This is a genomic window from Pseudomonas sp. AP19 (assembly GCF_001728855.1).
GTDB lineage: Bacteria > Pseudomonadota > Gammaproteobacteria > Pseudomonadales > Pseudomonadaceae > Aquipseudomonas > Aquipseudomonas fluorescens.
Map to the genome: position 1 here is coordinate 1 of NZ_LXJP01000079.1, position 24,737 is coordinate 24,737.

Annotated in this window: 20 protein-coding genes; 14 read left to right on the plus strand and 6 right to left on the minus strand. The window is 52.7% G+C overall.

Going from position 1 to position 24,737, the window contains the following annotated elements; all coding sequences use genetic code 11:
* Window positions 1-415 precede the first annotated feature (415 nt).
* Window positions 416-673, plus strand: a complete 258-nt coding sequence (locus A7D21_RS31305) for a hypothetical protein (RefSeq protein ID WP_141718299.1) — start codon at window positions 416-418, stop codon at window positions 671-673.
* 208 nt (window positions 674-881) lie between these two features.
* Window positions 882-2,093, plus strand: coding sequence for a C2H2-type zinc finger protein (locus tag A7D21_RS31310; protein ID WP_069553572.1), 1,212 nt, complete (start codon window positions 882-884; stop codon window positions 2,091-2,093).
* Window positions 2,094-3,211: 1,118 nt separating this feature from the next.
* On the opposite strand, the gene A7D21_RS31320 is transcribed toward A7D21_RS31310, so the two are convergent.
* Together A7D21_RS31320 and A7D21_RS31325 are read right to left on the minus strand one after the other, a co-directional pair.
* Window positions 3,212-5,164 carry a patatin-like phospholipase family protein gene (locus A7D21_RS31320; RefSeq protein WP_069553574.1) on the minus strand — a complete coding sequence of 651 codons (1,953 nt, stop codon included), beginning with the start codon at window positions 5,162-5,164 and terminating at the stop codon, window positions 3,212-3,214.
* Between the two features lie 181 nt (window positions 5,165-5,345).
* Window positions 5,346-5,732 (minus strand): hypothetical protein, encoded by a 387-nt coding sequence (locus A7D21_RS31325; RefSeq protein WP_069553575.1) that lies wholly within the window; start codon window positions 5,730-5,732, stop codon window positions 5,346-5,348.
* Window positions 5,733-6,112: 380 nt separating this feature from the next.
* On the opposite strand from A7D21_RS31325, the gene A7D21_RS31330 reads away from it, so the two are divergent.
* The 11 genes from A7D21_RS31330 (at window position 6,113) to A7D21_RS31380 (ending at window position 17,908) form a co-directional block, all read left to right on the plus strand.
* The gene (locus A7D21_RS31330; RefSeq protein WP_069553576.1) at window positions 6,113-6,787 is read left to right on the plus strand and encodes a hypothetical protein; all 675 of its coding nucleotides are present in this window, start codon (window positions 6,113-6,115) and stop codon (window positions 6,785-6,787) included.
* Between the two features lie 23 nt (window positions 6,788-6,810).
* Window positions 6,811-7,845 carry a phospholipase D family protein gene (locus A7D21_RS31335; protein ID WP_069553577.1) on the plus strand — a complete coding sequence of 345 codons (1,035 nt, stop codon included), beginning with the start codon at window positions 6,811-6,813 and terminating at the stop codon, window positions 7,843-7,845.
* 553 nt (window positions 7,846-8,398) lie between these two features.
* Complete coding sequence (locus A7D21_RS35610; RefSeq protein WP_141718300.1) at window positions 8,399-9,145, plus strand: hypothetical protein; 747 nt, start codon at window positions 8,399-8,401, stop codon at window positions 9,143-9,145.
* Between the two features lie 347 nt (window positions 9,146-9,492).
* Window positions 9,493-10,572, plus strand: coding sequence for a hypothetical protein (locus A7D21_RS31340; RefSeq protein ID WP_069553578.1), 1,080 nt, complete (start codon window positions 9,493-9,495; stop codon window positions 10,570-10,572).
* Window positions 10,573-10,635: 63 nt separating this feature from the next.
* Window positions 10,636-11,565 (plus strand): DUF808 domain-containing protein, encoded by a 930-nt coding sequence (locus A7D21_RS31345; RefSeq protein ID WP_069553592.1) that lies wholly within the window; start codon window positions 10,636-10,638, stop codon window positions 11,563-11,565.
* 111 nt (window positions 11,566-11,676) lie between these two features.
* Entirely contained in the window at window positions 11,677-12,246 is a 570-nt protein-coding gene (locus tag A7D21_RS31350) for a hypothetical protein (protein ID WP_069553579.1), read from the plus strand.
* Window positions 12,247-12,256: 10 nt separating this feature from the next.
* Window positions 12,257-13,933, plus strand: a complete 1,677-nt coding sequence (locus A7D21_RS31355) for a hypothetical protein (protein ID WP_069553580.1) — start codon at window positions 12,257-12,259, stop codon at window positions 13,931-13,933.
* A 210-nt stretch (window positions 13,934-14,143) separates the two neighbouring features.
* Window positions 14,144-14,581: a hypothetical protein gene (locus tag A7D21_RS31360; RefSeq protein ID WP_069553581.1), complete on the plus strand. Its 438-nt coding sequence runs from the start codon at window positions 14,144-14,146 to the stop codon at window positions 14,579-14,581.
* A gap of 53 nt (window positions 14,582-14,634) precedes the next feature.
* Window positions 14,635-15,039, plus strand: a complete 405-nt coding sequence (locus tag A7D21_RS31365; protein WP_069553582.1) for a response regulator — start codon at window positions 14,635-14,637, stop codon at window positions 15,037-15,039.
* 723 nt (window positions 15,040-15,762) lie between these two features.
* Window positions 15,763-16,650, plus strand: coding sequence for an A24 family peptidase (locus A7D21_RS31375; RefSeq protein ID WP_069553584.1), 888 nt, complete (start codon window positions 15,763-15,765; stop codon window positions 16,648-16,650).
* Window positions 16,643-17,908, plus strand: coding sequence for a tyrosine-type recombinase/integrase (locus A7D21_RS31380; RefSeq protein ID WP_069553585.1), 1,266 nt, complete (start codon window positions 16,643-16,645; stop codon window positions 17,906-17,908). The genes A7D21_RS31375 and A7D21_RS31380 overlap by 8 nt, the downstream gene beginning before the upstream one ends.
* Window positions 17,909-18,829: 921 nt before the next feature.
* Here the strand turns inward: A7D21_RS31380 and A7D21_RS31395 are convergent.
* The 3 genes from A7D21_RS31395 to A7D21_RS31405 all read right to left on the minus strand — a co-directional run bounded on the left by A7D21_RS31395 (window position 18,830) and on the right by A7D21_RS31405 (window position 22,562).
* Window positions 18,830-19,972, minus strand: coding sequence for a hypothetical protein (locus A7D21_RS31395; protein ID WP_141718302.1), 1,143 nt, complete (start codon window positions 19,970-19,972; stop codon window positions 18,830-18,832).
* Window positions 19,973-20,527: 555 nt separating this feature from the next.
* The gene (locus A7D21_RS31400) at window positions 20,528-21,679 is read right to left on the minus strand and encodes a DUF3800 domain-containing protein (protein WP_069553589.1); all 1,152 of its coding nucleotides are present in this window, start codon (window positions 21,677-21,679) and stop codon (window positions 20,528-20,530) included.
* A gap of 22 nt (window positions 21,680-21,701) precedes the next feature.
* Window positions 21,702-22,562, minus strand: a complete 861-nt coding sequence (locus tag A7D21_RS31405; RefSeq protein ID WP_069553590.1) for a DNA-binding protein — start codon at window positions 22,560-22,562, stop codon at window positions 21,702-21,704.
* Between the two features lie 393 nt (window positions 22,563-22,955).
* On the opposite strand from A7D21_RS31405, the gene A7D21_RS31410 reads away from it, so the two are divergent.
* Window positions 22,956-24,125 carry a site-specific integrase gene (locus A7D21_RS31410; RefSeq protein ID WP_083272278.1) on the plus strand — a complete coding sequence of 390 codons (1,170 nt, stop codon included), beginning with the start codon at window positions 22,956-22,958 and terminating at the stop codon, window positions 24,123-24,125.
* Window positions 24,126-24,264: 139 nt separating this feature from the next.
* On the opposite strand, the gene A7D21_RS31415 is transcribed toward A7D21_RS31410, so the two are convergent.
* A partial coding sequence (locus A7D21_RS31415; protein WP_218188709.1) for a hypothetical protein occupies window positions 24,265-24,737 on the minus strand: 473 nt, incomplete at its 5' end.

Consider the following 24,737-nt stretch of genomic DNA (forward strand, 5'->3'; position numbering starts at 1 on the left):
TTCAGTGAGATCCCAGTACCGTAATGGTCACTGCAATGATCCCATTGAATCTGTTCATCCTTGAGCGGCCAGGATTCGGGATGTGTGTCGGCTTTTAGAGAGCCGGTAATAACAGTCGTGGCTCCGCCTGCTAAGACTAGCAATCAAGAGCCTCAATCCCAACTTGTTTCAGTCTGTGATCAACTCAAATGTGGCTTCTTGATATTCTAATTTCGTTGGGACTGTCGTGTCTAACGATCGGTAATGAAAACTCGCATTGGCGTGAGGCACTCTGAACTCTTCAAATGATAGTCCAGGTCGGGCGAGGTATTCACCGAAAGGCTTGAGAATGACACTTCCGTATCCGTTACAATGTGTTGCTGATGGAAGCAGGTCGCCGGCCATCATCCTGCGTGCAATGTCGAGGTTCGCTGTCATGGCCAATCAATCTCCAACACAGGAAATCAAACCCATGCTCAAGAAAGAATTCATGAGAATTGTGGAGTCGCCTGGCGATCCTTGGCGCATGGGGTATCGCATCGTCTCTCCCTCTGATTTCCACACGATCAAAGCAACTCTGGTTGGGCAGTCGCCGGAACGGGAAGCACATATGCTGTGCCCAGGTTGCGAAATGGATTCAGCCCTCAAACAGTGCGGGAAGATCTTAGTACTCCCCTGCACGAGCGGAGTGTGACGGTTTTTTGGGGAGTGGTCGCAAGGCAGTGAGAAGGATGCTGCTTCAGTAGCAGTGACGCGACATTGATCTCTCCCATCATTGATGATTCATTCCGATATTTCACGGAGACAAATGTTGGAATGGCTTCACGTTTCAGAGCTGCTTTGCATGGCAATACCACCAAAAACCTCCCCACGAGTTTTGCTCTCCGGTACCGGTTGGCAAGATGCTGGACCTGCAGTTGAGCACCGACCTCATGAACTACAAGTTGCCGCACGATACCCTGATCCGCCTAAGTGGAGTCCTCTCTGAACCACGAAGATCTACTACGCCTGGCCCTTCAGTGCTGGCGTTCGAGACTGCTTTACTTGCGGAAGGTGTCTGTACTCTCACGGCGATAAGACGTCACTTGGCCCAGACTGAAAAACGCGGATTCTCGGCCATTGAAGAGCTGATCGATGATCTGATCAACGCGTTTGAGGTCTGCGTTCAGGGCATCTACCCTAGACCTGAATACCTTGGCGACGAGGTAGATGGCGAAATGGGGTTAACTGCTGTCGATGCAGTTTGGTTTCTTGTTTTGCTGGAGGCCATTGGGCTGGAGGTCGACCCCAGTAGGCTTGCGGATTCTCTCATTGCCCAGATTGAAGATCGAACGCTGCTAACAAGCACAGAGTTCGACATCCTTCATTACAGGCTTACCCTGGGTAAGCGACGGATTCGACTGAACACTGATACAGCTCAACTTGTTGGGCAGCACTCCCTGCACAAACACAAGGATTCGATTGGTAATCGGTACACCGTCTGTTCACGTGGAGACCTGCCATATTCACTGGAAATCAGCGGGCGTAAGTACCGGGAGCCTAAGCCGCGGGAGGCCGTGACCTGCGATCTCTGTGGAATGCTCTACGTCACAAATCACCCTGGTGATGCGCGACGGCACAAGGCAACACACGATCGTGTGGTTCGACGATTAAATCCTAAACCGAGTACACGACTTCAGAAGCGAGTAGCTTCCGGGGTTGCCGGCGAACTCGTGGACCCGGACGCCCCTTTGTGGATGCATGGTGAGGTGTACGAGAGGGCAGCAGCTTTTAGAAAGGAATTTGGTTACGACGTTATTCAGTGGCCTGGCGGCTCAAGCACATGCGCACCATCCGATTGGAGAGGCCATTTGTTTGCTGGCCCTGGAGGCGAGATCGCCGGTGCTTGCGCTTTCATGCACACAACGTCCAGAAAGGCCGAGGGAGAGTGGTCACTACAATGGATCTGGATTGCCCCGAGCTTCAGGCGTAAGGGACTCTTAGAGAGTAGGTGGACTGACCTTCTGCAAAGGTACGGGGACTTTGATTTAGAAAAGCCTCTGTCTGCAGCCATGGTGGCTTTCCTTTGGAAGCATGGATCAGAAGCACAACGCGCATCGTTGCCTGTGTTCTAGCCCAAGCAGTACCTGGTGCTGCTTGTGTTGATGCTAATGGGTTTTGGTTAGCTTCAGTGAGGATGGGGCGGCCATCTGGGATGGTTGAAGACCTTCAAAGTTGCTTGTGAAGATCTTCGCTATTTCGCCTTCTAACTACTGATGGTGATCCTGCAGCTCGCAACACAGGAGAGGGCTTTCACCACTAGGTTTTGAGTTGTCTCCTGTTTGTGCCTGCATTAGTGTAGATCACACAATTCGAGGTCCCGGCCTCCAGATCCTATATGAGGCGATTACCGATGTTCGGATGCTGCGGCGCAGAAAGCATGAAATTCAAACCAAGTGAAGAGGAGGTTGACCATGACCGACTCGAGAAAATTGTCGTGGATCTGACCGTAGGCGACTGGGACGACTCAGTCATAGAAAAACTTCGAGGATGCAGCTGCGCTTGTCATGTGGATGGCCGTAACGTCATGTGCTGATTCAGTGGGCTCTCACGCCGCGGTGGCCTAGTCCAGGCTTCCAGTCGAACAGCCTTGGGGGCGGATTCCTGGTACTGGCGGCGAATTGCTCATGATAAGGCTTCAGGAACGGCGAATTCTCGCCAAGCGACTGCGCCAAGAAATATGAGATCTTACTGAAGAGATCGAAAAGGATCACATCGAGCTGAAGTCCAGCCTTCACCGTGCGCAGCGGCGTGACATCGAAGCATTTTGGCTTCTGAATCGGATTCTTAAAGGAGCTCCCACTGCAACCCAGGGGGAGCTCCGAACCTTCCTCAAGCGTGCTGACTCACTGAGAGCTTAGGGTTGTCAATCTACAGGCGGGGCGCGTATGAGCCCAACTCATCAAAAACCTCGGCATAACGACCTTGGTCGCAAGTCTCCTGAAGCGCAGTGCGAAACGTGGTCAACTGCTCACATCCAGCCAGGGCCTCTACCAGCTCCGCAATCTTAGCTTTCTGTGGAAGGGTTTTAAGTACCTGGTCGAGTAGTTGGATCTGCAAGTCATTAAGAGGGAAATCAGTATGCGTCCGGCCAAGTCTCGTAAGAAATTGAACACTATTCGAACGCACCGGCCTGTCAATATCTCAATGTTACAGGTCCTTTGACTACAGCCTGACTCAAACTGCAAAAGCTCTAAGGGCAGGAGATCGCTTGCCTCTCGGGGGTGCCACAGAGCAATGGTTGGATTCCGCCACCCAGCTTAGGACTTGTTGTCTTAAGGCTCAACACACCTTCGTCGAAGACGAACAATGATGCCGCCGACCGTCCAAGCTCACGCCAGGCCCAGAACTGGGGAGTACTTGAGTTCCACACCGCTTCTTTCGTCCCTATCTGCGGGAAGGAATGGTAAACCTCGTTTGCCATTGCCGTGCTTCCCTGGTGACCGTAATACGCCGCCAACATGCATGAGACCGGATGGGAGTTGGTTTCGCACTCAGTTGCGGTATATGCCTTGCGAACGAGATCTTGATTCCAGGCCAGCTTGATCAGCCACACGTTCATCGGCGGGATTTCTCGTTTCTCGCCATTCACCAGAGCCTTTGTGGGCAACGGTTCGATTACGCCTTTCGTCACAGGGTTCAACCAAGCGCTTATGTTGTACGCACGCTTTGTTTCAGCGCTTCCCTTTTTTCGCTTCGCAGTGTGTTGGGCACATAGCTTCGGAAGATCTTCCAACCCCGGGAAAGAAAGTTCATACCCAGCCTTATGCAAAATTTCCTTGTCCCAGCACAGCCCTCCAAACCGGCCCTCGATGTCGGATTCAGCATCCACCAGGATGATATCTTTAACCCCCCTCCTCACCAGACTTATGAGGCCCATGTTATCCGAACCACCGCCGTCACTTAGCCGGTAGGACACAGGGACATTTCCAAGATTGGTGTCCTCAACAGTGACGCCCCAGCGCAGCGCAGGAAGAACTTTGGTGAAGCCATCAGCGCTACGCCAATGGTTTGTAACAAATCCCTGGGAGTCAGCTGCGGCAGCCGAGGCTCTTACGGTCTTTGGCAGCTCCTCGATCTCCTCGGGATGAAGAACTGCACCGGTGCTCGACGCGCCCGAGGCTCCGGCCGCAGGCTCTTGGATTGCAACGTATCCGGAGGCCTCTGAGCCATAGCTAAACTGCGTGACCTCGAATATCGCCTTCTCGTTTGGAGCACTTTGCTTAGGCAGCACGGTTGTATTGACGATCCACAGCGGCACCGTTGAGTCAGCCTTACCAAGATCCCGTAGCTTCTGCCAAGTGTGCTCACCAGGTGCAACATAGGCCCCACCGGTGAAGTCGGTTTCTGCGTTCGCGTACCGCACGGTATCGCTAGCACGACCGGTGCGCGGTAGCGGAGTCAGCCCCCATGTGCGGGTGATGCCCTCCTCGTAGCTCTGGCCTAAATATCCATTGTTCACAAATGGAAAGCGAAGCATCTCGAAAAGCGACATAGCCGTCACGGGAATCGCCTCTTTGTCAGGGCCTCTGCCATTGGTGCCCCCAAACACCATTCGACGCTTGCGGAACAGGTCGGGCGATTGCGATATATGAGCCTGCCAGCGGTAGACATCAGCAGGTCCTGACCACTCCTGTCCTTCATCATCACCTTTTTCAGTACAAGCGACCATCTCTCCATATTCGAGGAGTTTCTTACCGCCTTGCTTCAGGAGGCTGTAATTGGTCGGGTCTGCGTCATATTTGACCCACCAATCGGGACGGCAGCCGGCAAAAGCCAGTCGATAGTCGGTCTTGGCCTGCTGTGCCTCCAGGCGCCGAGCATAGAGCCAATAGGCTGCATAGCCCCCACCAGAAACGGACGAGATGACGTCGACGTGATCGAGCACCCTCGTATCATTGAGACCGTTCAGCACGCCGAAGGCGAACATGCCCGCGCGAGTACCACCACCGGAAAGGGCCAGCCCAACGCGAGGACGCTCGCCTTTACCGGGCTCCCCGGCATAGTCAATTTTTATCGTCTTCTCAGAAGCTTCCTGAAGAGGTGTCCTGGCACCTAGTGGGTGCTCAGGGAACTCAGTTTTTGAAGCGCAGCCTGCGCACAGCGCGAGTAAGACGATGCTACCTACCTTTGTGCCTGTGGCCATGTGAAACCCCGACTACTGGTCATTCCATTGATGAGAAATGTCAGCCTAGACGGGATTTCACCGCAGATGGCAAATTGTTATTACAAATATTGGCGCTCGGAGAGGAGGGGCTGGAGTTTCTGAATCAACAGTCGTTTGCACGCAGACCGTGCCAGTTGCATCTATTTCGAGATAGTTGCGTCTATTGCGAAATGTCACACAATGGTTCGTAGCCATCGCATAACTCAAGAAGACCGGTTAGAGGGATCGCTACCAACTCATGTTGCTGTGCAAATGTCTCCACCACTTGCGCAATAGGGCGGGGCGGACCTGAGGCTTTTAGGGACACATGACGATTTGTGGCCCGCCTAAGATCCAGAATCCCTCCCATAAGCAGCCGTACGTTTTCGACGGCATTACCATCGCAGCCACTGAGCGAAACGATGAACGCCTGGCTATTCAGGCTTGCAAACGAGTCATAGCCCAGGAGTGCTGAAAGCAGCTCGTAGGTGTGACCAGTAGAGGGTTTGTCACCTGTTGTTTCAGCTATGAGCTGGCGCAGGGCGAATACAAGTTCTTTGAGCAGCATGAGTCAATCCTAAAAGCTCGCCGACGGAGTGTGGGGTGCGCGTTTAAGACCTGTCGACGAGCTAGAGGGTTGAACGGGAATTGGGTGGTGCAGAGCCGGTTTCTACTCGCGCACAAGTAAGCCTGGCGGCGCGGCGAATATAGTCGATGTTCGGGGAGGAGGGGAAGAGTGGAAGTTTTTGTGACAGGGCTTCAAATGGGGCCGACCTACAGTCAAACCGACTTTAATGCGCGGATGGAAGATCGTTCTACTCGACAGAGCTAGGTGCAGCGTCTTTGAATTCTGTGCGATCGTAAGCCCAGCCGTTATGATGAGCCAACTATTCGTATAACGCTTTGGCAATGCTCCGGTGAGCATGCTGAAGACTGTCGAGGTTGGCAATGAGCCTTAAGTCCCCCGTATTCACTGAAGTCCAGGTTGACGCTGCACTGGCACAAGCTGCTGGGCTGATTTTCCACCCGCAGCTTTTCCGCCCGATGCCAAAGATCACGTTAGGCGAAGTTGGGGCTCCATCACAGACTGAGCCACCCGGTGATGATTGGTCGGGCAAGATCGCATCTTCATTTGTCCGGCTTCCTGTTCTCGCAGAATTCATCCAGCGATGCGCTGCTGATGCCCATAAGGCCCTTTCGAATGATGATCCCAGGGTCAATCCGGCCGGCATGAAGGCAGACGAGATGTGCAGCTCATCACATGCGCAAACGGTGCTGGCGCGCGTCCGTGATGAATTGATAAAGAATCCCTACGATGTCAAGTGGATTGGAGTGGTTGTCTTCGCACTAATTCGTACGCTTGAGGAGACAGTCGACAGCGCGAACACCTCGGGTGATAAGTCAGACATGTCATTCGCCGTTTCTATGATGAACAGCTCACTGGTTGCAGGAGATGCATGGGAGCTCGGATTTGTGACGAAGCGTACGTTCACCGTCCCTCAAATCGAGTCGAGCCTCAGAAAACACATTTCAGAGCGGATAGTCATAGCGCTTTCTTCAATGGTTGCGGTCGATCCTGGCGCAGAGTTTTTCAATGAGCAGGCCCCAGTAAGTCTTCACTGATCACTAAGAGTAAGGATTGCCCCATGTTCCTGGGACCAGAACAATACAGCGACGCATTGGTGCGAATGGTCGCTAAAGAATCTTCGCTGGACGTTGCTGTCGCTTTTTGGGGCAAGGGCGCTGAGTTGAAAGTCCATCCTGATGAGACGAAACCTATCCGCATCCTCTGCAACCTGCTGAGCGGCGGGACGAACCCCTGGGTCATTGCACGCTTTCTCAAGCGAGCTGAGTTGAATTCCCACATCCAGATCCGTCAATGCGATCAGCTACATGCAAAGGTTCTGGTCGGCAGGTCACAGGCGATCATTGGCTCGGCCAATATCTCTGCAAACGGCCTAGGTCTTGATGGGGCTGAAACTGGGCGGTGGATTGAGGCGGGTGTACACACAACAGCCATCGAAGAGGTGGAAGGTGCCCGAGCCTGGTTCGAACAGCTATGGAACAGCACTTGTGTCCGGGTGATAACGTCGGATGACCTTGCGCAAGCGATTGTGGCTTACAAGCGGCATCGGGGTACGCGTCCGGACTGCAGCGGCACTGGACCCTTTAGCTTCTCTAAATTCACGCCGGCGGAACTGATCGACAGGGATGCGTACGGCTTGCTGTATGCGAGCGGACCCTCTGAAGACGCCAAGGCAGCTACTGCACGACATACCGCGGCCGAGGCTAAGGCGTTGGGGGCAACGGCTGGTAAAGGCAAAGGCACCGAGCGCTGGTCATTTGAATGCTGGCCTGAGGGCCTGAACACAACCAGCAAGATCGAATACTTGGCCATGCTCTGGAATGAAGAGAAAGCCAAAGTAATCGTCGACGGTCCGTGCGTTATGACCGCGACTCAGCTGGAGTTCACGTACTCAGCGGGTGGTGAGCCTGGCTGGTTGGATTTGGCGAGGCCGACGTCGACGCTGATCGGACACAGCTTGAGCAAAATTGAATGCCGGGCTTTGGCCAGGGAGTTGAAGCCGCACATGCAAACTGTGTGGGACGAGGCTGAGAAATTGGAAGAAGGTATGCGGCGTATTCACCTCAGTCACATTGCAGAGATACTCGAGCGGTGAGTCATTGACCTCATTTGCCGTTAAGGTCTGCTGAAAAGCACCATCTACGATTCGAGTTGAGAAAGTTATTGACGGAGGTAGAGTAGGTTAACGCCTCCAAAATCATAGCGTCGAATTTCCGCCAATTCACAAAGGCGGTATTTGGCTAAACCCTTGATTAATTTCATGTTTTATTGATGTATTGCTGAAATTTCATTTTTTGAATTGTTTTCAAAAAGCGGATTTCGCATGGAGCACTGGCCGCATCCTCGATGTGAATACGGAGGATTGTCGATGCCTATCTGTACACCATCGTTTCATGATTTTCCTACGACCACCGATCCGAAATTCGAGTGCGCCTTATGGCGTGACATCGCCGGCGAGCTCGTTAAGCTAGCATCGTCATCAGTAGGCTAGAAATCATGCCAATAGAAAAATACCGCCATGCTCAAGCTGAAATTAGGCCCAAATTGGCTGCACAAATCGATCAGGTCACCTACATAAAGCTTGCTAAAAGACATGGCCTTTCCGGGCATCTCGTTGACCAGGCACTCCTGGTACGAGGTATGGCGCTTTGAGAAATCAAGATGACCGGCCAGGCGTGTTGATCAGTCCGGTTGGTACTGTGACAGTTAGTTCTCACGTTTCGAATTTTGACAAGTCTGATCCGCCGAATATTTCCAAAAGTAGATATCACTGGCATCCTGACGCTTTAGAGATGCTAGGGAAATGCCCTGATTCGGTAGTTTCTTCGAGAACTGGAATCTCGGCTAGTGCTGTTAGATATAAACGCATGGCTTTGGGGATTCCTTGTGGACCTAGAGGTGGGTGGAATTCGGAACTAATAGATCTTCTTGGGAAAATTCCTGACAAAGAACTGGCCGATCGCTCTCAAGGCAGGTTGAACTACAAAAATGTTAGAACAGTTCGGCTTGAGCGTGGAATTGCAGTGTGCCCCGCCCCTAGAAAGGTGTACGAATCCGCGCCCGTTAAAGAGGAGGTGCGCGAGCTCTTAGGGCAAATAAGCGATTATGAAATATCTAGAAGAACTGGCGTCGAGCGAAGCGTGATAACGAGGCAGCGTCTTGAATTGGGTATTCCATCAGCTACTCCTGCAGGGCGTCCGCCTCGGGTTTGGTCCTTCGAGGAAGTGCAAATGATTGGCGTCTTATTCGATTCGGATATTGCTAAAAAGTTGAAGATTTCCCGGATCGCTGTATCCATCAAGCGGAAGAGTCTGGGCATCTTAGAGCCTCGCTCGATGAGTGCTGATGGTAAGAAAGGACTAGCGCCTCATACCGGCGTTTTGCAAGGTACTTGACTCCCTTCCCCCTACGAACCCAGTGCTCGGGGTTGAATCTGAGCCTAAAGGGGTAGAGAAGGTTTGGTCTGAGGAAGAAGAAGCTCTGCTTGGCACTGCAGCGGACAGCAAGGTAGCGGCACTGCTGAAAGTCGATTTTTGGATTGTCTATTATCGACGGAGAGCGATGAACATTCCTGCTTTTGAGCTTGCATACTCCTGATTAAATACAATTTTCCAGCTCAGAAATACGCTAAGTAGTTGATTATAAGAGGATTTCCGCCAAAGATGTAAGCCGGAAACTCCGGACTCACATGGTAGGATCAGCTGCCCCAGGGCCATGCCCGATTTGAATTGGAAACCTGTTTATGGCTCTGCAGAAACACCAGGACAGTGCACTAATTACCCTGGCTCGAAAACTGGATAAATCACCCCTTCCCTCATCCGATCGCGCATGCTTGATTAACCTTCCCGACGGATCCACGCGCCTCGGCGTCACTCAGTTGGTGAACTTTGTACACCACGGTGGAGAATACGCGGGCGCTTTGTTTGGTCGGGTTTCATTCCGGTTCGCCGGCGATAGCTCGGAATTCTCGAATGCCTTCTCCCCTACTCACGACGTTGCTTGGTTCATTGTAGACCACAAAAATGGAGTGGTTCAGTTCGGGCCTGAGGAAGGCTTGATCGTCCGTCATCCTGGGCTGGGTATCGGGTCGTACATCGTTGGCCAGTTGCTGCGCATTCTATCGGGCGGTACTGCTCACGGCTCTTACAAGGTTGTTTCATCGGAACTGCCAATGAGCGCACTTGATGCCCTGCCAGCGGCACAGCGGGCAGAGAATGAGCGACGGATAGAAAACGTATTCGGGAACGCAGGCTTCTACCTATCCAGTGCTGCGGGCGTGAGGGTAATAGGTGCGCGCAAGGTGGCCGAGCTTAAACCTCACTGGAACTGGGAAAAGGTGAAGTTTCTGAATCCAGGCCATCTGATAGATCTCGCTGCCAAATCGCTCAATTCCTGCCGGATCGCCGAGACAGCTACGGGGGAGCTCAAAATTCAGGTAGAAGCGCTTAAAACCGACATAGCTTCAGCTACGGATAATCTGGAGGAGGCTCGGGTTGAATTGGATGCGCTTTCGGAAATAAAGGCCGCCGAGCAACAGCAAGCTGCTAAGCGTGAGGCTCAGCTTGTTTCAAGGTTAGAAGAGGCAGAAGCAGATTTGTTCAGGATGACTGGAGAGTTGGATGAGTCCAAAGTGGCCTACCTTCAGCTGCTCTCCGATCCTGCTAGTTCCCCCGCCGCCACAGCGGTGCGGCCAGTTGCCTACCAGTCTTCGCCACTTTTCGTTTTCGAGCTTGGGACACAAACTCGAATTTTAACCTGGTCAGTCGTAGCCGGATGTTTTTTTCTAGGCGCTGCGAGCTTGGCAATCCAAGCTTTTCACTGATCCCTGGCCTTCTTGAATCATGCAGTTATGTTGCATGGAACATCCCTAATATTTGGAATTACCGTGGCATTTGGATCTGGCTTGGCCTTGCTTGATGATATCGCAACGTTGCTGGACGACGTGGCGACCCAAAGTAAAATTGCGACAACAAAAACTGCAGGCGTGCTTGGTGATGACCTGGCGCTCAATGCTCAGCAGGTCACCGGGGTGCGAGCTGAACGCGAGATCCCTGTTGTTCTGGCTGTCGCTAAAGGGTCCTTGCTCAACAAGGCTGCCTTGATCCCCATTGCGATGTTGATCAGTGCCTTTGCCCCGTGGGCAATTACCCCACTGCTCTTGGTTGGCGGTGCTTACCTTTGCTTCGAGGGAGTCGAGAAAGTCCTTCATCGCTACCTGCATCCTGAAGTTGATCAGGAGCGAGCCGAACGCGTAAAGGCGATCGCCGAGCCAAAGGTCGACATGGTGGAGTTTGAGCGTAAAAAAATTCGAGGCGCAGTGATAACCGACCTGGTGTTGAGCGGCGAGATTCTCGTGCTGGCGCTGGCTACCGTTGCAAGCCAATCACTGCTTGAGCAGTTCCTCACGCTGGTGGTCGTTTCTCTTATCATTACATTCGCTGTATACGGGTTTGTTGCGGGCATCGTTCGTATGGATGATGTCGGCCTGCGCTTGGTAACGAGCACTCGCACCATTGGGAAACCACTAGGACGGTTTCTTCTGTGGTTTGCACCTGTACTGATGCGTGTGTTGGCGGTTGTGGGGACGATAGCGATGTGGGTTGTCGGCGGTTCAATATACGCACATGGACTACCTTTCCTTCACCACATGAGTGAAACGGTAATTGGAACCGTGTCCAGTGTGGCAGTCGCCGGGCCGGCGCTGGCTGTACTAGGGTTGCCTTTGTTCGACGGTGTTGTCGGGGTTGTCGTAGGGTCGGTGCTGGTCGGACTGTTCATGCTTGGGAAGCTTGTGCTCGGCCGTAGCTCGCACTGAAGGTGTCACGACAAAAGTCACGCGCCTGAGTACATTTGTGGTCCTGTAATGGCTATTAAGTGGCACTGAATGGTGAGATAGTGCCGCATCTCATCATTCTTTGGATTGGTCATGGTCGCACAAGCTGCTGGCAGGGTTGCCTTAATTGTTGGTAGCGCGGTCATTACCGCTTGCGTGACGGTTCCTGGCATGTATTTGTGGAACCGTAGCGCCAATAAGACAGCCCATGCAGCCGGCCAAGCTAAGGGTGAGGCCGAAGAGAAGGCTCGCCAGGAAATACTCCGGGAAAAGAATAATGCGGCTACAGCAGAGATGCTGGCCAGCTACGCGGAGTCCCAAAAGGGATACAAGATCACCCTCGCCTGCGTCACCATCGGCGTTGCCTGCGCAGCCACATTCGGGCCTGTCAGCGACGAGGACGTAGCCATGATTAAGGCATACCTCCTTGGAATTTCCGAGGCCTACTTGCCAAGCGTTGTCCGGATTAAGGTTGACGAGGCCATAGCCTCCCCTCAATCAATCAACACCGCGTATGCCCTCGCCTCTAAGGTAGGCTCGCCCGAAAACTGGAAGTTATTCGATGAGCTCGTAGACCTGGTCACGCACTCAAAAAATCTTGCCAACGAGCAGCGGCTTTCATCATTCCGGTCGGAATGGCATCTGTTGCGATCCATTGCTTGAGGCCTGATTGATGAGCGCTAGTGCCGATCGATTTCGTCAGACCCAAGCGTTGCTTGCACAGATTCGTAGTGCTCCCTCACTTGTTGCGCTGCCCTCCCCAGCTGATTCTCTTAGGGTGCTTAATGCCCCAATAGATGTTGAGTTCCTTGCGCATGCTTTTCTCAAGGAGCCGAGGCTGCTCGACCTCGGTGAAGTACCAGAAGACGCAGTCTCACGGAGATTATCGGATCTTGAGATTGCCTTTCACTCACAACGCGTAGAACGTCTGTTCTCTGACACACGGCGATCAGCTCTCCAGGCCATCGCTGGACCTTTTGGCGTTGGGAAAATGCTCAGCGCATATGACAAAACCGGCGGTGCTGTGGACACAATCCACAATGCAAGGGCTGGCGTCTACGCCAGAGAAGAGGCAGCACAGAACTACGCGGACAGGGGTGAATACACGCAGAGGGTGAAGGAGAACTATCACCACCGTGACCCTACCTATAAAAAGGCGAGTCAGGACAGCACGCGTGATCGTGTGGATGACAAGGTGACCGATGCGTATACCGGTGAGAAAATGAGCTCGCAGCGTAGCGACAGCCATAGCATTGACCACGTGATCGCTGCGGAAGAAATTCATAACGATGCTGGAAGAATCCTCGCAGGGTTAGACGGTGTGAAGCTAGCGAACGCCTCAACTAATCTTCAGTTCACGTCATGCTCGACCAACTCAGCCATGGGGACGAAGACCGCCACAGAATATGTGCAGTGGCTTGAGCAGACTAAAGAGAAACGTGCGAAAAAACAGGCAAGCCTTCAGGCGAAGGCTGACGCCGGCGAGCCTATGAGTAAAAGTCAAAAGGACGAACTTGCCAAGCTGAATGAGCAGGAGAAAATCGCGGCTAATCCGGAGCCTTTGCTTGAAGCTGATAGGAAGGCGCGGGCAGCCAACGAAAAAGCGATCAATGATGCCTACTATCGCAGTCCTAAATTCCGCAGAGACTGCTTAAACACTAGCGTTGCGGCTGGTGGTCGCGCCGCCTTCCAGGCCGCTTTGGGTGCTATTCTAGTCGAATTGTTCGCTGGGATTTTTGATGAGGTCAGGGATTGGTACAAGAACGGCCGCACGGATGGGCATTCAATATTCGCGGAGCTAAAGCGGCGCCTCAAGCGAGTCGGCCTCAGAGTCAGTAAGCAGTGGAAGGAAGTTCTTTCTGCCGCAGCTGGTGGTTTCATCAGCGGTTTTCTGGCAAACCTCACCACTGTGCTGATCAACGCTTTCCTGACAACTGCCAAGCGGACTGTTCGTATGATCCACCAAGGTGGTATCGCTTTGGTTGATGCATGCAAATCCTTGCTGGTGCGGCCAGAAGGAATGGGGGTGCGTGAGGGTATGCATGAGGCATCGAAAGTGCTTGTAGGAGGCGGCATCATCGTTGCGGGCGTGTTGCTGGAAGAAGCTGTCAGCAAGTCGCTGATGACTGTCCCTTTCCTTGTTCCTTTTGCCGACACTGCTGCTGCGGTAATCATTGGTGCGGCCACGGGTATTATCACCACCATGTCTGTGTACCTGGTTGATAAAGTTGACGTGCTGGGTGTGAATCGAAGCAAATTGCTGGAAGGCATGAACTCAGAACTCGACGCATCTCTTCTGAAACATCGTGAAGTTGAAGCTTCCCTACTTGAGCAGTTCCAGGCCATCTGATCGTGCCCCGGGTAGTGCATTGCGCATGCTTCTGAGCAGGCGAGGCATCAAGTCATGAGCAGGGTCTGCAACTCGGCAAGCATTTGGTTCGGGAAAAGGATCACCTCTTTTGGCTACCGCCAGTGTGAGTCCATGGACTATCCTCGCCGGGTTGTAAATCGTGTGCTGGCTGTTATAACAGTCAGCTCAAAACACCTCGCAGGATTAAGCATGAAACGTTTCGCAAGTATCGCAGTAGCAATCTCCATGGCCCTCGTAGCATCTGGCTGTACCACTCACTTGGTAGATGGCCAGAAGCAAGAAATGGAAGTCTATGAGAGCAAAGGACTTGCAGTACATGAGAAGTCTGTTGCATTAGCTGCCGGACTCGGTATTCTGCCCGCGGCGGGGTACTTCTACACAAACCATCCTGCAGTTGCAGTCTTTTCCATTCCACTTTGGGCAATTTCTCTTGGCCCACTATGGATGCCTTTTGATACGGCACAGGCAGCTCAAGTACAGAACTTCTATGCAACTCGCCGCCAAGTCGAATTCGACAAAGCCAAGGACTTGCGGGAGCTTGATCATCGACTAGAAGACAAACAGTTGACCTACGAGCAACACTTGCGTGAACAACGGACTATCGAGCAGAAGTATTCCGCTTACTGATACCATTCGCACAATGTCCAGGCCCTTCCCTTTCGCGTGCCAGGTGCAACCAGATGAGCAGATTACTCATTGTTGATGATTCTCCCACAGACACTTACCTTGCTCGAAAGTGTGCAGCTGGACTTTTTGAAGAAGTTCGTGCTGTCCACAACGCGGAGGGTGTGTTTAGGGAACTGGAAGCATTCAGGCCTACGGCTGTAATCATGGACTTGACACTCGATGATTTAATGAATGGGATCTCGTTGATCGCTGAGATCCGTGACCGCAACGACGATGCCAGTGTGGTTCCAATCATCGTATGCACCAGTCGTGCAATGCCCGCAGACAAGCAGATTGCCGCCAACGCTGGTGCTTCGGCCTACATCGTAAAGCCCATTACTGCTGAAGCCCTTGCTCAAGCCTGTTCACACCTAATTCCTGGTTTTGCAACTGCCGTTCTCCCTCCTACCCCTGAGTAAAGCCTGATTTAGCTGCGCCTAAATATAGAGGCGCAGCTACCCTCCTCGCCTCCCACTGGCCATATCTGATATCAAGTATTGGCGGTTTATTTAAAAAGCTTTCAACTGTACATAAATCCTTTCGGGATATCACAATAACCTATAATCGACGGCAGTATGTCGGCGCTAAACACATGTATATCAGACATGTTAACTACTATCTTGGTTGCATCTAGTGTTTCAAATCTAACTGCCAAAACTACAAATTCATCAGTTATCTCTGTGCCTATGTGGGCTAGGCATGAACTGCTTTTCTTTGTGTATGACACCGAGGCTAACTGGCCAGAGCCCAGGTCAAGTGAAGACTTGAACCCTTGATTCGCGATTGCCTCTAAATTCCTCTTTGCGGTGGTATGAAAAAAGACTTGAGGATCCTGCTCTAACGCCTCTTGAAAAAGACTGTAATGGTTTTCTTCGGTAGGTTGGATCGATTCTAATTTCACACATTCATTTTTCATGCTTAGCCCTTACCCCACACGTTCTGCTCTACTTAGTGACTGACCGATTAAGCCGAATACCTTCCTGTCAGACTTGATTGCTGTCGATGCCATACCCGAACGGTAAGTTAACTGATTCCTACGTGATTTCCATGCATGTGTTTTGACGTGTTGATTTCCCAAAGACGAGTAAAATCTATGTTGCGGGTTCGATACCGCTTTCTCAGCCTAGGACCGGTGAAACACCATGACCACGATGCATTTGCTGAAGCTTTACCCATCTGCTTTCGCGATCCTAGTGGGGATTGTAGGCCTGTTGGTTGGAAGCTTCCTCAACGTTGTGGTCTATAGATTGCCCGAAATGATGAAGCGATCCTGGCTTCAAGAAGCCCGTGATACCCTTCATATGGAACCCGCTCCGACCGAGCCGTTTAACCTTGCAGTCCCGAACTCTCGCTGTCCATCCTGTGGCCACTCGATCAAGCCCTGGGAGAACATTCCGATATTCAGTTGGATTCTGCTTAGAGGAAAGTGCTCCAGCTGTCGCACACCGATCTCTTCCAGATACCCGATCGTAGAAGTGGTTACCGCTGGCCTATCTTTTGCTACAGCGTGGCGCTTCGGCTACGGCGCAGAGACTTGCTTCGCTCTTCTGATGATTTGGGGCGGTACCGCTCTATTTTTGATCGACCTGGATGAAATGGTTCTGCCTGATACGATCGTTATTCCTGGAATCTGGTTAGGCTTAGCTGCCAGCTATCTGGGGCTTTTCTCGACGCTCCAGGATGGTTTCATTGGAGCTGTCACTGGCTACCTGCTTCTTGCACTGCCGGCATTGACCTTTCAGATGATCACCGGCCGCCAGGGCATGGGCAACGGTGATTTTAAACTCCTCGCCCTCTTCGGGGCCTGGCTTGGCTGGCAATCACTTCCTCTGATCATTCTCGTATCTGCCGTGGCAGCATCGATAGTCGGAATCATCGTGGGTTTAGGGGTAAGATCTCGAAGCGAGCCTTTCCCCTTTGGCCCCTTTATCATCGCCGGCGGCTTATTAGCCTTGTTCTTCGACCATGAGCTGTACACGCTCTATGGCCATGTAACCGGCGTCAACATTGGAGCACTACTTTTTGACTAAGCGAGTAGAGGCAGTTCCTCCCCGCCCACTTTTCGATACCGCTGAATCGATCCTGGGCGACTATGCCGACTTTCAAGACCTGCACCCTGACATGGCCCCCTACCTGGCTGCTTTCCCATCGGAGATCAAGGTTGAAACCGACCTCCGACATGCTCGTGCTTTTCTGAAGTCCTACAGTGAATCACCTTCAACCTTCAAAAATTACCGTGGATACCTAGAGCGCCTAATTCTTTGGAGTTGGATTATCCAGGGCAAGTCCGTGCTTGACCTCAATCGCACCGATGCTGAGGCTTTCCTAGCGTTCAACGTCACGCCGCCACAATCATGGATAGGCGCCTCTGCTATGCGGCGATTTGCACCTAAGGACGGACTGCTCATGTTCAACCCTCGGTGGCGCCCTTTCGGCGTTAAGATCGAGAAGGCGGACCGCAAGAGGGCTGCAGAAGCACAAGAAAAGCCCGTCCCCAATAAAAAGAAACAGGGAGCAGGAAGCACTGATCTCGTTTACTCGGTCGCGTGTTCGTTTTACGACTTCCTGCTGCAGGACGGCATGGACATCGTGAGCCCATTCAAATCTATCAAGCGAGTGAAGGGTAAGCGGGGAAAGCCTAAGGTCAAGGCATTGACCACGCTGCAGTGGGACTATCTTGTCGGTGAGGCCGAGGCGATGGCCAATGAGGACCCAAAACACGAACGTACTCTCTTCATTGTGGTGGCCCTCTTCGCAATGTACTTGCGTGTTGGTGACCTGTCTGGGCGCGACGGTTGGCTTCCGACCATGAACTCGTTTTTCAAACGGAACGATTCATGGTGGTTCGAGGTTGTTGGCAAGGGCAACAAAGAGCGTGAAATCACTGTAAAAGATGCCTTCATCCCCTATCTCAAGCGGTACCGTGAGAGCTTGAACATGTCTCCACTGCCGAGCAAGACAGACGATTCGGCCCTGCTCTACACAAGCCATGGCCGCCCCAATCTGACTGCTCGACAAATCAGAAATATTGTTCAGCCTGTGTTCGATCGTGCTCGTTCGCGAATGCAGACCGACGGCCAGCATGAGGACGAGTGTCAGGAACTGATGGAGGTTACCTTGCACTGGCTACGGCATACCGGCGCAACGTTCGATGCCAAGTTCCGGGACGCAAAGCATCTGCAAATGGATCTGGGTCACGAAAGCCTCTCAACCACCCAGGATATCTACTACAACGCGATTAATCAGGAGCGCTCCGCGAGCAACCGAGGCAGTATTCGAGGTCGGTAACCTGCTCCATCCGATTCTTTGACGAATTGCAGAGACTTGATTCAGAAGTCCGGTTTTACGAAGCAGATAGCATCAGTAAACGGATTGTCGATTGGAGAGAGGATGAATAGCCGCATACGGTAGGCCTCGCCTACATCGGGTGGAGCCCTACTTTACGTCTCTCCACATCCATTCGACGAACTGTTCGTAGTTCTCGATTCTGAATGTGGAGCCTGGTGCCCAAGTTGAACCACAGCGAATAAAATGGCCGTTCGACTTATCAGCTAAGGTGGCGCCCTCACCGTTGCAAAGCGCGGCATAAGAGGTCGGGCCTGTGGCTGTCGCCTCACTTATCGTCAAAGGGCTCGCAAGTATCATGGAGTAAGAGTCAGCATTCACCCAGTACAGACGTTCAACGGTCGTTAACATCCCCCACACGAGGAATGCCAGCCAGGCTGCTTTGATGAGTGAGAAGACGCCCTTGTTTGCTGACATAGTCAGAAGCTCCAAGTTGGTACGACGTAGATTGCCAAGCACAGAAATCCAGTCAAGCTAGCCAGGGCAATCAACCCTTGCTTTCGTGTCGAGGTAATTATCTTGCCGCGCTCACCTGCCAGCCTGCGCAAGTGGGAGGCTTGCAGTTGAGGGGAGCTATACCCGTAGCGATCGATGGCCCTGAATACCAGGTATCTGTAGGTGTACCGGATCGTGATACAGATGCATATTGCAAGGCAGAACGTGCCGGGCATATCGACATCCGCTGGTGAAATGAATGGCTGTACGTCGTTCATGGGGAATTGTTTGCTATTGGATAGTTGAATACGTCCATATCGTAACAGTTTGAACTGCTGGTCGGCCCCTTGGTGCCAGTGCAAGAAGCAGGTTTAGGCGCGTAGCGCTTGTGGACTACCTCATAGCGCTGCGCCCCTTTGCTCTCAAGCCCTAGACGAGCTTGAAGGCTCCCAGCACTGATGCTCGCACTGACACCGCACCCACGGTACGCTTCAGGTGCTTGGCGCATTTCTCTCTGGCTAGAGTATGCACATTGGCTAAGAGCCAGGCGTCGTCTTCGGCACTCCAGGGCGTTGTGACTTTGTTGGAGTGCAGCCCGAGACTTTGTGCTTTGTGCCTGATTCTCTCTGCGAGCATGCCTAGCTTTGCTGCACACCAGATCGATCCTTTCTTAGGGTAATACTCCCTCAGAATTTCGATTTCAGCGCTGGTCCATTTCCGTTTGTTGACCTCTGCCGGCCGCACTGGTAGGTAGATGAGCCCGTCGACCCATTCTTTGCCTTTGGATTCAAATAGCCGACTCAGGCCCGCCCTCGAAAACTCCGAGGTCTCGTTTTTGAGGAATCGCACTCGTTTATCGACTGCATATTCAGGTCTGTTGATCAGCTTGCCAATCTCGGCGTTGGTCTTCTTCCCAAGATTCTGTAACAGCAGCTGATCGTCGTGACCTGTCCAGCCCGGGAATATACCCAGCTGCTTTGGACGCAGACTAACAGCAGCCATTGTCCGGCCCAACTGCTCTGCTACCCAAGGAAGCGGCTCTGTTTGGATATGCTCGAGCAGGAAAATGGTTTCCTCGCGCGTCCAGGCAACCAGTGTGTTGGCTACCTTCAAGCGTCGAGCCCTGTTAGTCGTTTGGTAGTAGGACATTCCGACGTGGTCGGCTGTCTGTTCGACCGGTTGGCGATGGTAGTGCTGCTTAAGGTAGTCGTCCTTCTCCTTCGTCCAGCGTGATCTAGGTGGCAGATCTGGAACGGGTTTAAGCAGTGATTCGGGCGGAGCTATGTGGAAACTGCTGGCGGTGGCGAGAAATGATTCGGCTGCCTTTCGGAACTCTGTAGCGGACGTTCCGGACGGCGGCACAAATGGCTCGAGCAGCATTGTCTCATCAGGGTCCTCATCGCCCTTTGTCGCTAAGACATGTTTTGTGGTTGCTAATTTGTCTTGAGGTTTGCCATGCAACGCCTGCGGGGTAAGGGGCATTGGGGTCAATGGCGGGCTATTTCTTCGCTCTGTGATGACTCTTTTATTGGGTGCATCAGATGTTCCTGCAAGGGCCAGGGTTATGGTCATGGCCTCGACATCCTGAGGTGACCTACCAAGCAGGTCAGCTATCGAAGCGATCGACTGGTGGCCAACATATTCCTGCCGCAGGATTCGTTCATCGCCACTAGGCCAGGCAGCTCCTCTGCTTGATCGACGTGGCCAAGGCCCAGCACCGTTCGGGGGAACATAGATGCCTAGAGCTACTGCCAACTCGTATGTTTCCCGCAGTGAGTGTTTGGTTTGATCGGCAGCTCCCTGTATGCCCTGCACAGGCACGCTCTGCTCCAGGGTGGTTAGATCTTCGGAAGACCATTTTGCCTTCATGCCTGCGTATCTCCAATCGCCTCGGTCGGGGCTGTCGTTTAGGGCTTTCTGCCCACGCTTATGATTATTCTGTAGCTAGGTTTTGGCATCGCACGGGTTGGTTCTGCCTATCACCTCGTGAAAATGCTAATTTGAGGCTGACTAGGCGCGCTTGCAAGCGTTTGAACCTGTTGGAGAACGATTATCACGATTGGCTGTTTGGTTGCTCCAGCCATTTAAGAAACAGGCATTGATCAGCCGCACTCGTGCCGCGCTGTATCAGTCGCGGTAATCCTCCGGGTATTCAATCCCATTCAAGAACCACAGACTTTTGGCATTGCTCTCATGAGGTGCCTGATTGAAGATGAAGGCAGGGCATTCTTCATCTGCTTTGTCGATCAGCTTGGCCACCAGATCAGCGTTGCGGCGCTGTTGCTCTGACAGCTTTGCACTCGCTTCTTCCAGGTGATCAATGCTGCACTTCTCCATAAAGCTGAAATGTTTGCCCAGGAGCCCGCAGAGAATGTCCGAGATCTGTATAGCAGGTTCATTGTGTGAAATTGCGAACCGGTAGCTGACGGGCTGTCCACCCCACACAATTTGATTGCGCTCAAGGCTTGCCCGGACCCGCGGTTCTTCGTCAAATACGTGAACTGACCTCACGAATGTGGCAAGTCTATGGATGAAGGCTGTATCAAAACCACTCACCAGCTCATCCTTCTCGTTGCCGCAAAGATACACCAGCCTAGTGACCATGGCAGCCTCTTGGAGAAGGTCGGAGAGCGCCATTCTTGCCATGTTTCTGAACGTGAAGCCGTCCCTGAAGAGAAATTGGCGTACAGCTTTTAGGAATTCGGGTATTCGCGCGGACGGTACGTTCGGATAGTCGAAGGTCTTTAGTAGCCGGAAATACCCAAGTGGCTCTAGCCTCACTATGGCGTGGAGTTCGTTTTTCAGATCCTCCCGAATGGATGTGTAGGTCTCGAACTGATCATGATCTAGCAGCGAGTCAATCAGGTCGACTATGGACCAGTTCAGTATGCTGAAGTTAGAGAAGTGAATGTAAGCCGGCGACGCCAGAAGCCATGTGAGGAACTGCTCCAGCTTGTTGGAGCTGAGGCAGGTGATGTAATCCCCCTGGGCCAGGTGCTTTAGCTTCAACTCTTTGACCGAGGGCTGAATTCTCAATTGAGCCCTCAGGTCATCAATATCAGGCAGGTCGGCCCCTGGCCCCAGCGCTACACCCCCGAGCACAAAGCAATCCAGAACCTCATGATTCAGCCCGGTTCCAGTCAAGGATAGGCTTCGGATATTGTTCGTTTCGTCGTAATACAGCGTGTAGGCCTTATTGATGTTCTTCATGAAGTTCTGCCCGGGGAATCGAAACAGGCCGGCATCGATCACCTTTTTTTCGTAGCTGTCTTCAGTCATGGGCCTACCTGCACGTCTATTGTCAGTCCATTCTCTTCTGCTCGGAGGTGCTTTTCGGTGGGCGCTTCGCTCGAGGTTTTGGTACCGCCGCGGCCTTCCTTGTCTCAATCAATTGCTGTTCCAGCGTATCAGCTCGTGCCTGGGCCGCTGCTGACTGTTCACGGGATGATGCCAGAGCGCTCTGGCTTTCCTGCAAGGTCTTCTGTATTGACTGAAGCTTGCCTAGTGCTTCCTGCAGCTGTGCACCAGCCGCTTTGATTTCTTCTCTCGCTCGGTCAACTTCTCTGTGTGATCGATCCTCCACATCCCGTGTGTAGCGCTCCTGCTCAGCTCGTGTGGTTTCAGCTTGAGCGGCCGCATCAACTAGCTTCTGCTCGGCGCTCTCGAGCTTTGCTCTATATTCGGTCCGCTGCTGACGCATATCATCAAGGTCGGCATTTCGTTGATCCAGCAGGGCCTGCATATCCTTCAATCGCGTTTCTGCTGTGAGTCGTGCTGCCTGGGCTTCGGAGGTCTGAGATCTGGCAAAGGCTACGTCTTTGCGAGCTTGTTCTTCGAGGCCGGCAAGGCGCTCGCGCTCCTCAGCTAGCACCTTTCGCTGAACAGACATCCCCCGCTCCACCGCGGCCTCTGCCATCAGCGTGGCTTGTTTCCAGATGTCCACAAACGCATGTGCTACTTCGGTGGGAAGGGTTGGCAGGCGTGTTTCAGCGCGAAGCCTTTCTGACAAGCGCTTCCACCATTTATCAAGCAGTTCGCCCACGCGGGCCGGGCTGCCCCGCCCCATCTCCAGCCGAAGTCGCTCCACAGTTGGCCGCTCACCCCGGGCTAGCACCGCATCTGCCGCATCAAACACTTGTTGCTCAGGTACACCAGACGCCATGGGTCAAATTCCTTTAAACTATATCCGATAAGCAAAGGTTAACGGAGGTCGTATTTTAAAATAATACGTCGCACGTAATGAAAAATACGATAGACCAAAAAAAACGTCAAATTTTTCAAAAAATGAGCTTTTCAGGACAAATGAGGGTGAGCGAACGGGACTGAAATCCAATTTCCCGTGAAGTAAATATGGAAACTGAGGGAATCTGCCGTGATTTCGACGTTTACTTCCACGAACGGGCAGGATTCATGGACTAATTGCGCGCTTTTAGCTTTCTAGAACGCTCCGCAGACACAAAGCCTGGACTATTTGTCGTGCCAGGACAGATTTAGTGTAATTTTCGTCGGATACGACACAAAGGTTGGACTTTTTGTAGCCAGAGGGAGATACGGCATGAAGTCGGAATTGGTTGCCTCAATGGGGACATCTCTTGAACAGTTGAAGCCCCCGTGCGGTGCGGCCGCGCTCGAGATAGATTCACTCAACCAGGCAGCGCTAGACGCTGTCGCGGACTTTCTAAAAGCCGGTACTGCGGCCAACACGGTGCGCAGTTACCAGGGCGCTCTTACTTATTGGTCAGCCTGGCTTCAGGTTCGCTATGGATTGGCGCTGGGAGATGGACCAATTCCCCCAGCGGTGGCCATCCAATTCATAGTTGACCATTTGAAGAGGCCGCAGGTTGACGGGACCTGGGCTCACAACCTCCCCGCTGAATCAGATCAGGCGTTGGTCGACGCAAAGATTAAATCTGCCTTAGGGCCCCACTCGTACAACACTGTCAGCCTTCGGATGGCGGTCCTTGGCAAATGGCACGGACTAAAAGGCTGGGATAGCCCCACGGACAACAAAGAGGTTAAAGCGCTGTTGCGGGATGCACAGAAGGCGCAGGCCCGAGGTGGTATCACGATTCGCAAGAAGACCGCTCTCGTGGCTGAACCCCTCAAGGCAATACTGGACACCTGCGCGGCTGACGGACTGCGAGGCATTCGTGATCGTGCTTTGCTGTTGCTTGCATGGAGCGGCGGTGGCCGGCGACGCTCTGAAGTTGTGGCTCTGCAGGTCTCCGATGTTCGTAGGTTAGATGCCGATACGTGGCTCTACTCTCTCGGTGTAACGAAGACCGATACTGCTGGCGTCAAGCGTGAGAAGCCACTGACTGGGCCAGCAGCCCATGCACTGACTGCATGGCTAATTGCTGCTTCGATTGAGTCGGGTCCGCTATTCCGCGGGATGCTGCGAGGCGGAAAGGTAGGGACAGCCCCTCTGACTGGCCATGAGGTCAGCCGCATCGTCCAAAAGCGTGCAAAGATCGCTGGCCTTGAGGGTGATTGGGGTGCTCACAGCCTTCGCTCAGGCTTTGTTACTGAGGCCGGGCGGCAAGGTGTTCCGCTGGGTGATGTTATGGCAATGACAGAGCACACCAGCGTTTCGACTGTTATGGGATATTTCCAATCTGGGAACATGCTGAACAGCAGCGCAACAAGCCTTCTGTCCGACTATACAGTCCCTGAAATAGACGCTGAAGATTTAGCCCTGGCGCCTTATGATCCCCAACAGAGTTGACGACGGGTCGTGCACAATTGAGGTGGTATCGGTCAGCGGCAACACTCTTGGCCTTATGTGCCGAAAGTGGCTTATTTATAGGGCCCTGTTCAGATTTTGCGGGTCGGTGGCTGGGTATATTTGAGCGACCTTTATGTGATCAATTGAAATTCTTGCTAGCGGTAGCTTTTGACACTGCGTCGAAAGCTACGAACGCATAAAAAGCTGACAACGCACCTGGTGCCAAGTACATAACTGCTTTAGCCATGATCAAGGCCATAGCCAGCATATTGTTCACCATTTGTGCCACTTGATCCTGGCCGCTTGGTGCGTCCAAAAAGGTGTGGAAACCAATGCCAATGACCATGACCACGGCTACCAAGTAGACCATCATGAATCTCCAGTATTTGCGCGCAGGTTTGGAGCAGATTAGAAGGGCGACACAAACGCTGAGGCAAATCATGTAATAACGATAAGTCCATTCAGTGAAGCCAAGCAAATCAGCCCCGGCCCCGATCAGTTGGGTGAAAACAATTACACCAGAGGCAAAAAATAATCCGCCTAAAACTCCCCAAATCATACCAGCTAGAGTTTTCATTTTCGTAATCAATCCTGGGCGCGAAATCCGCGCTA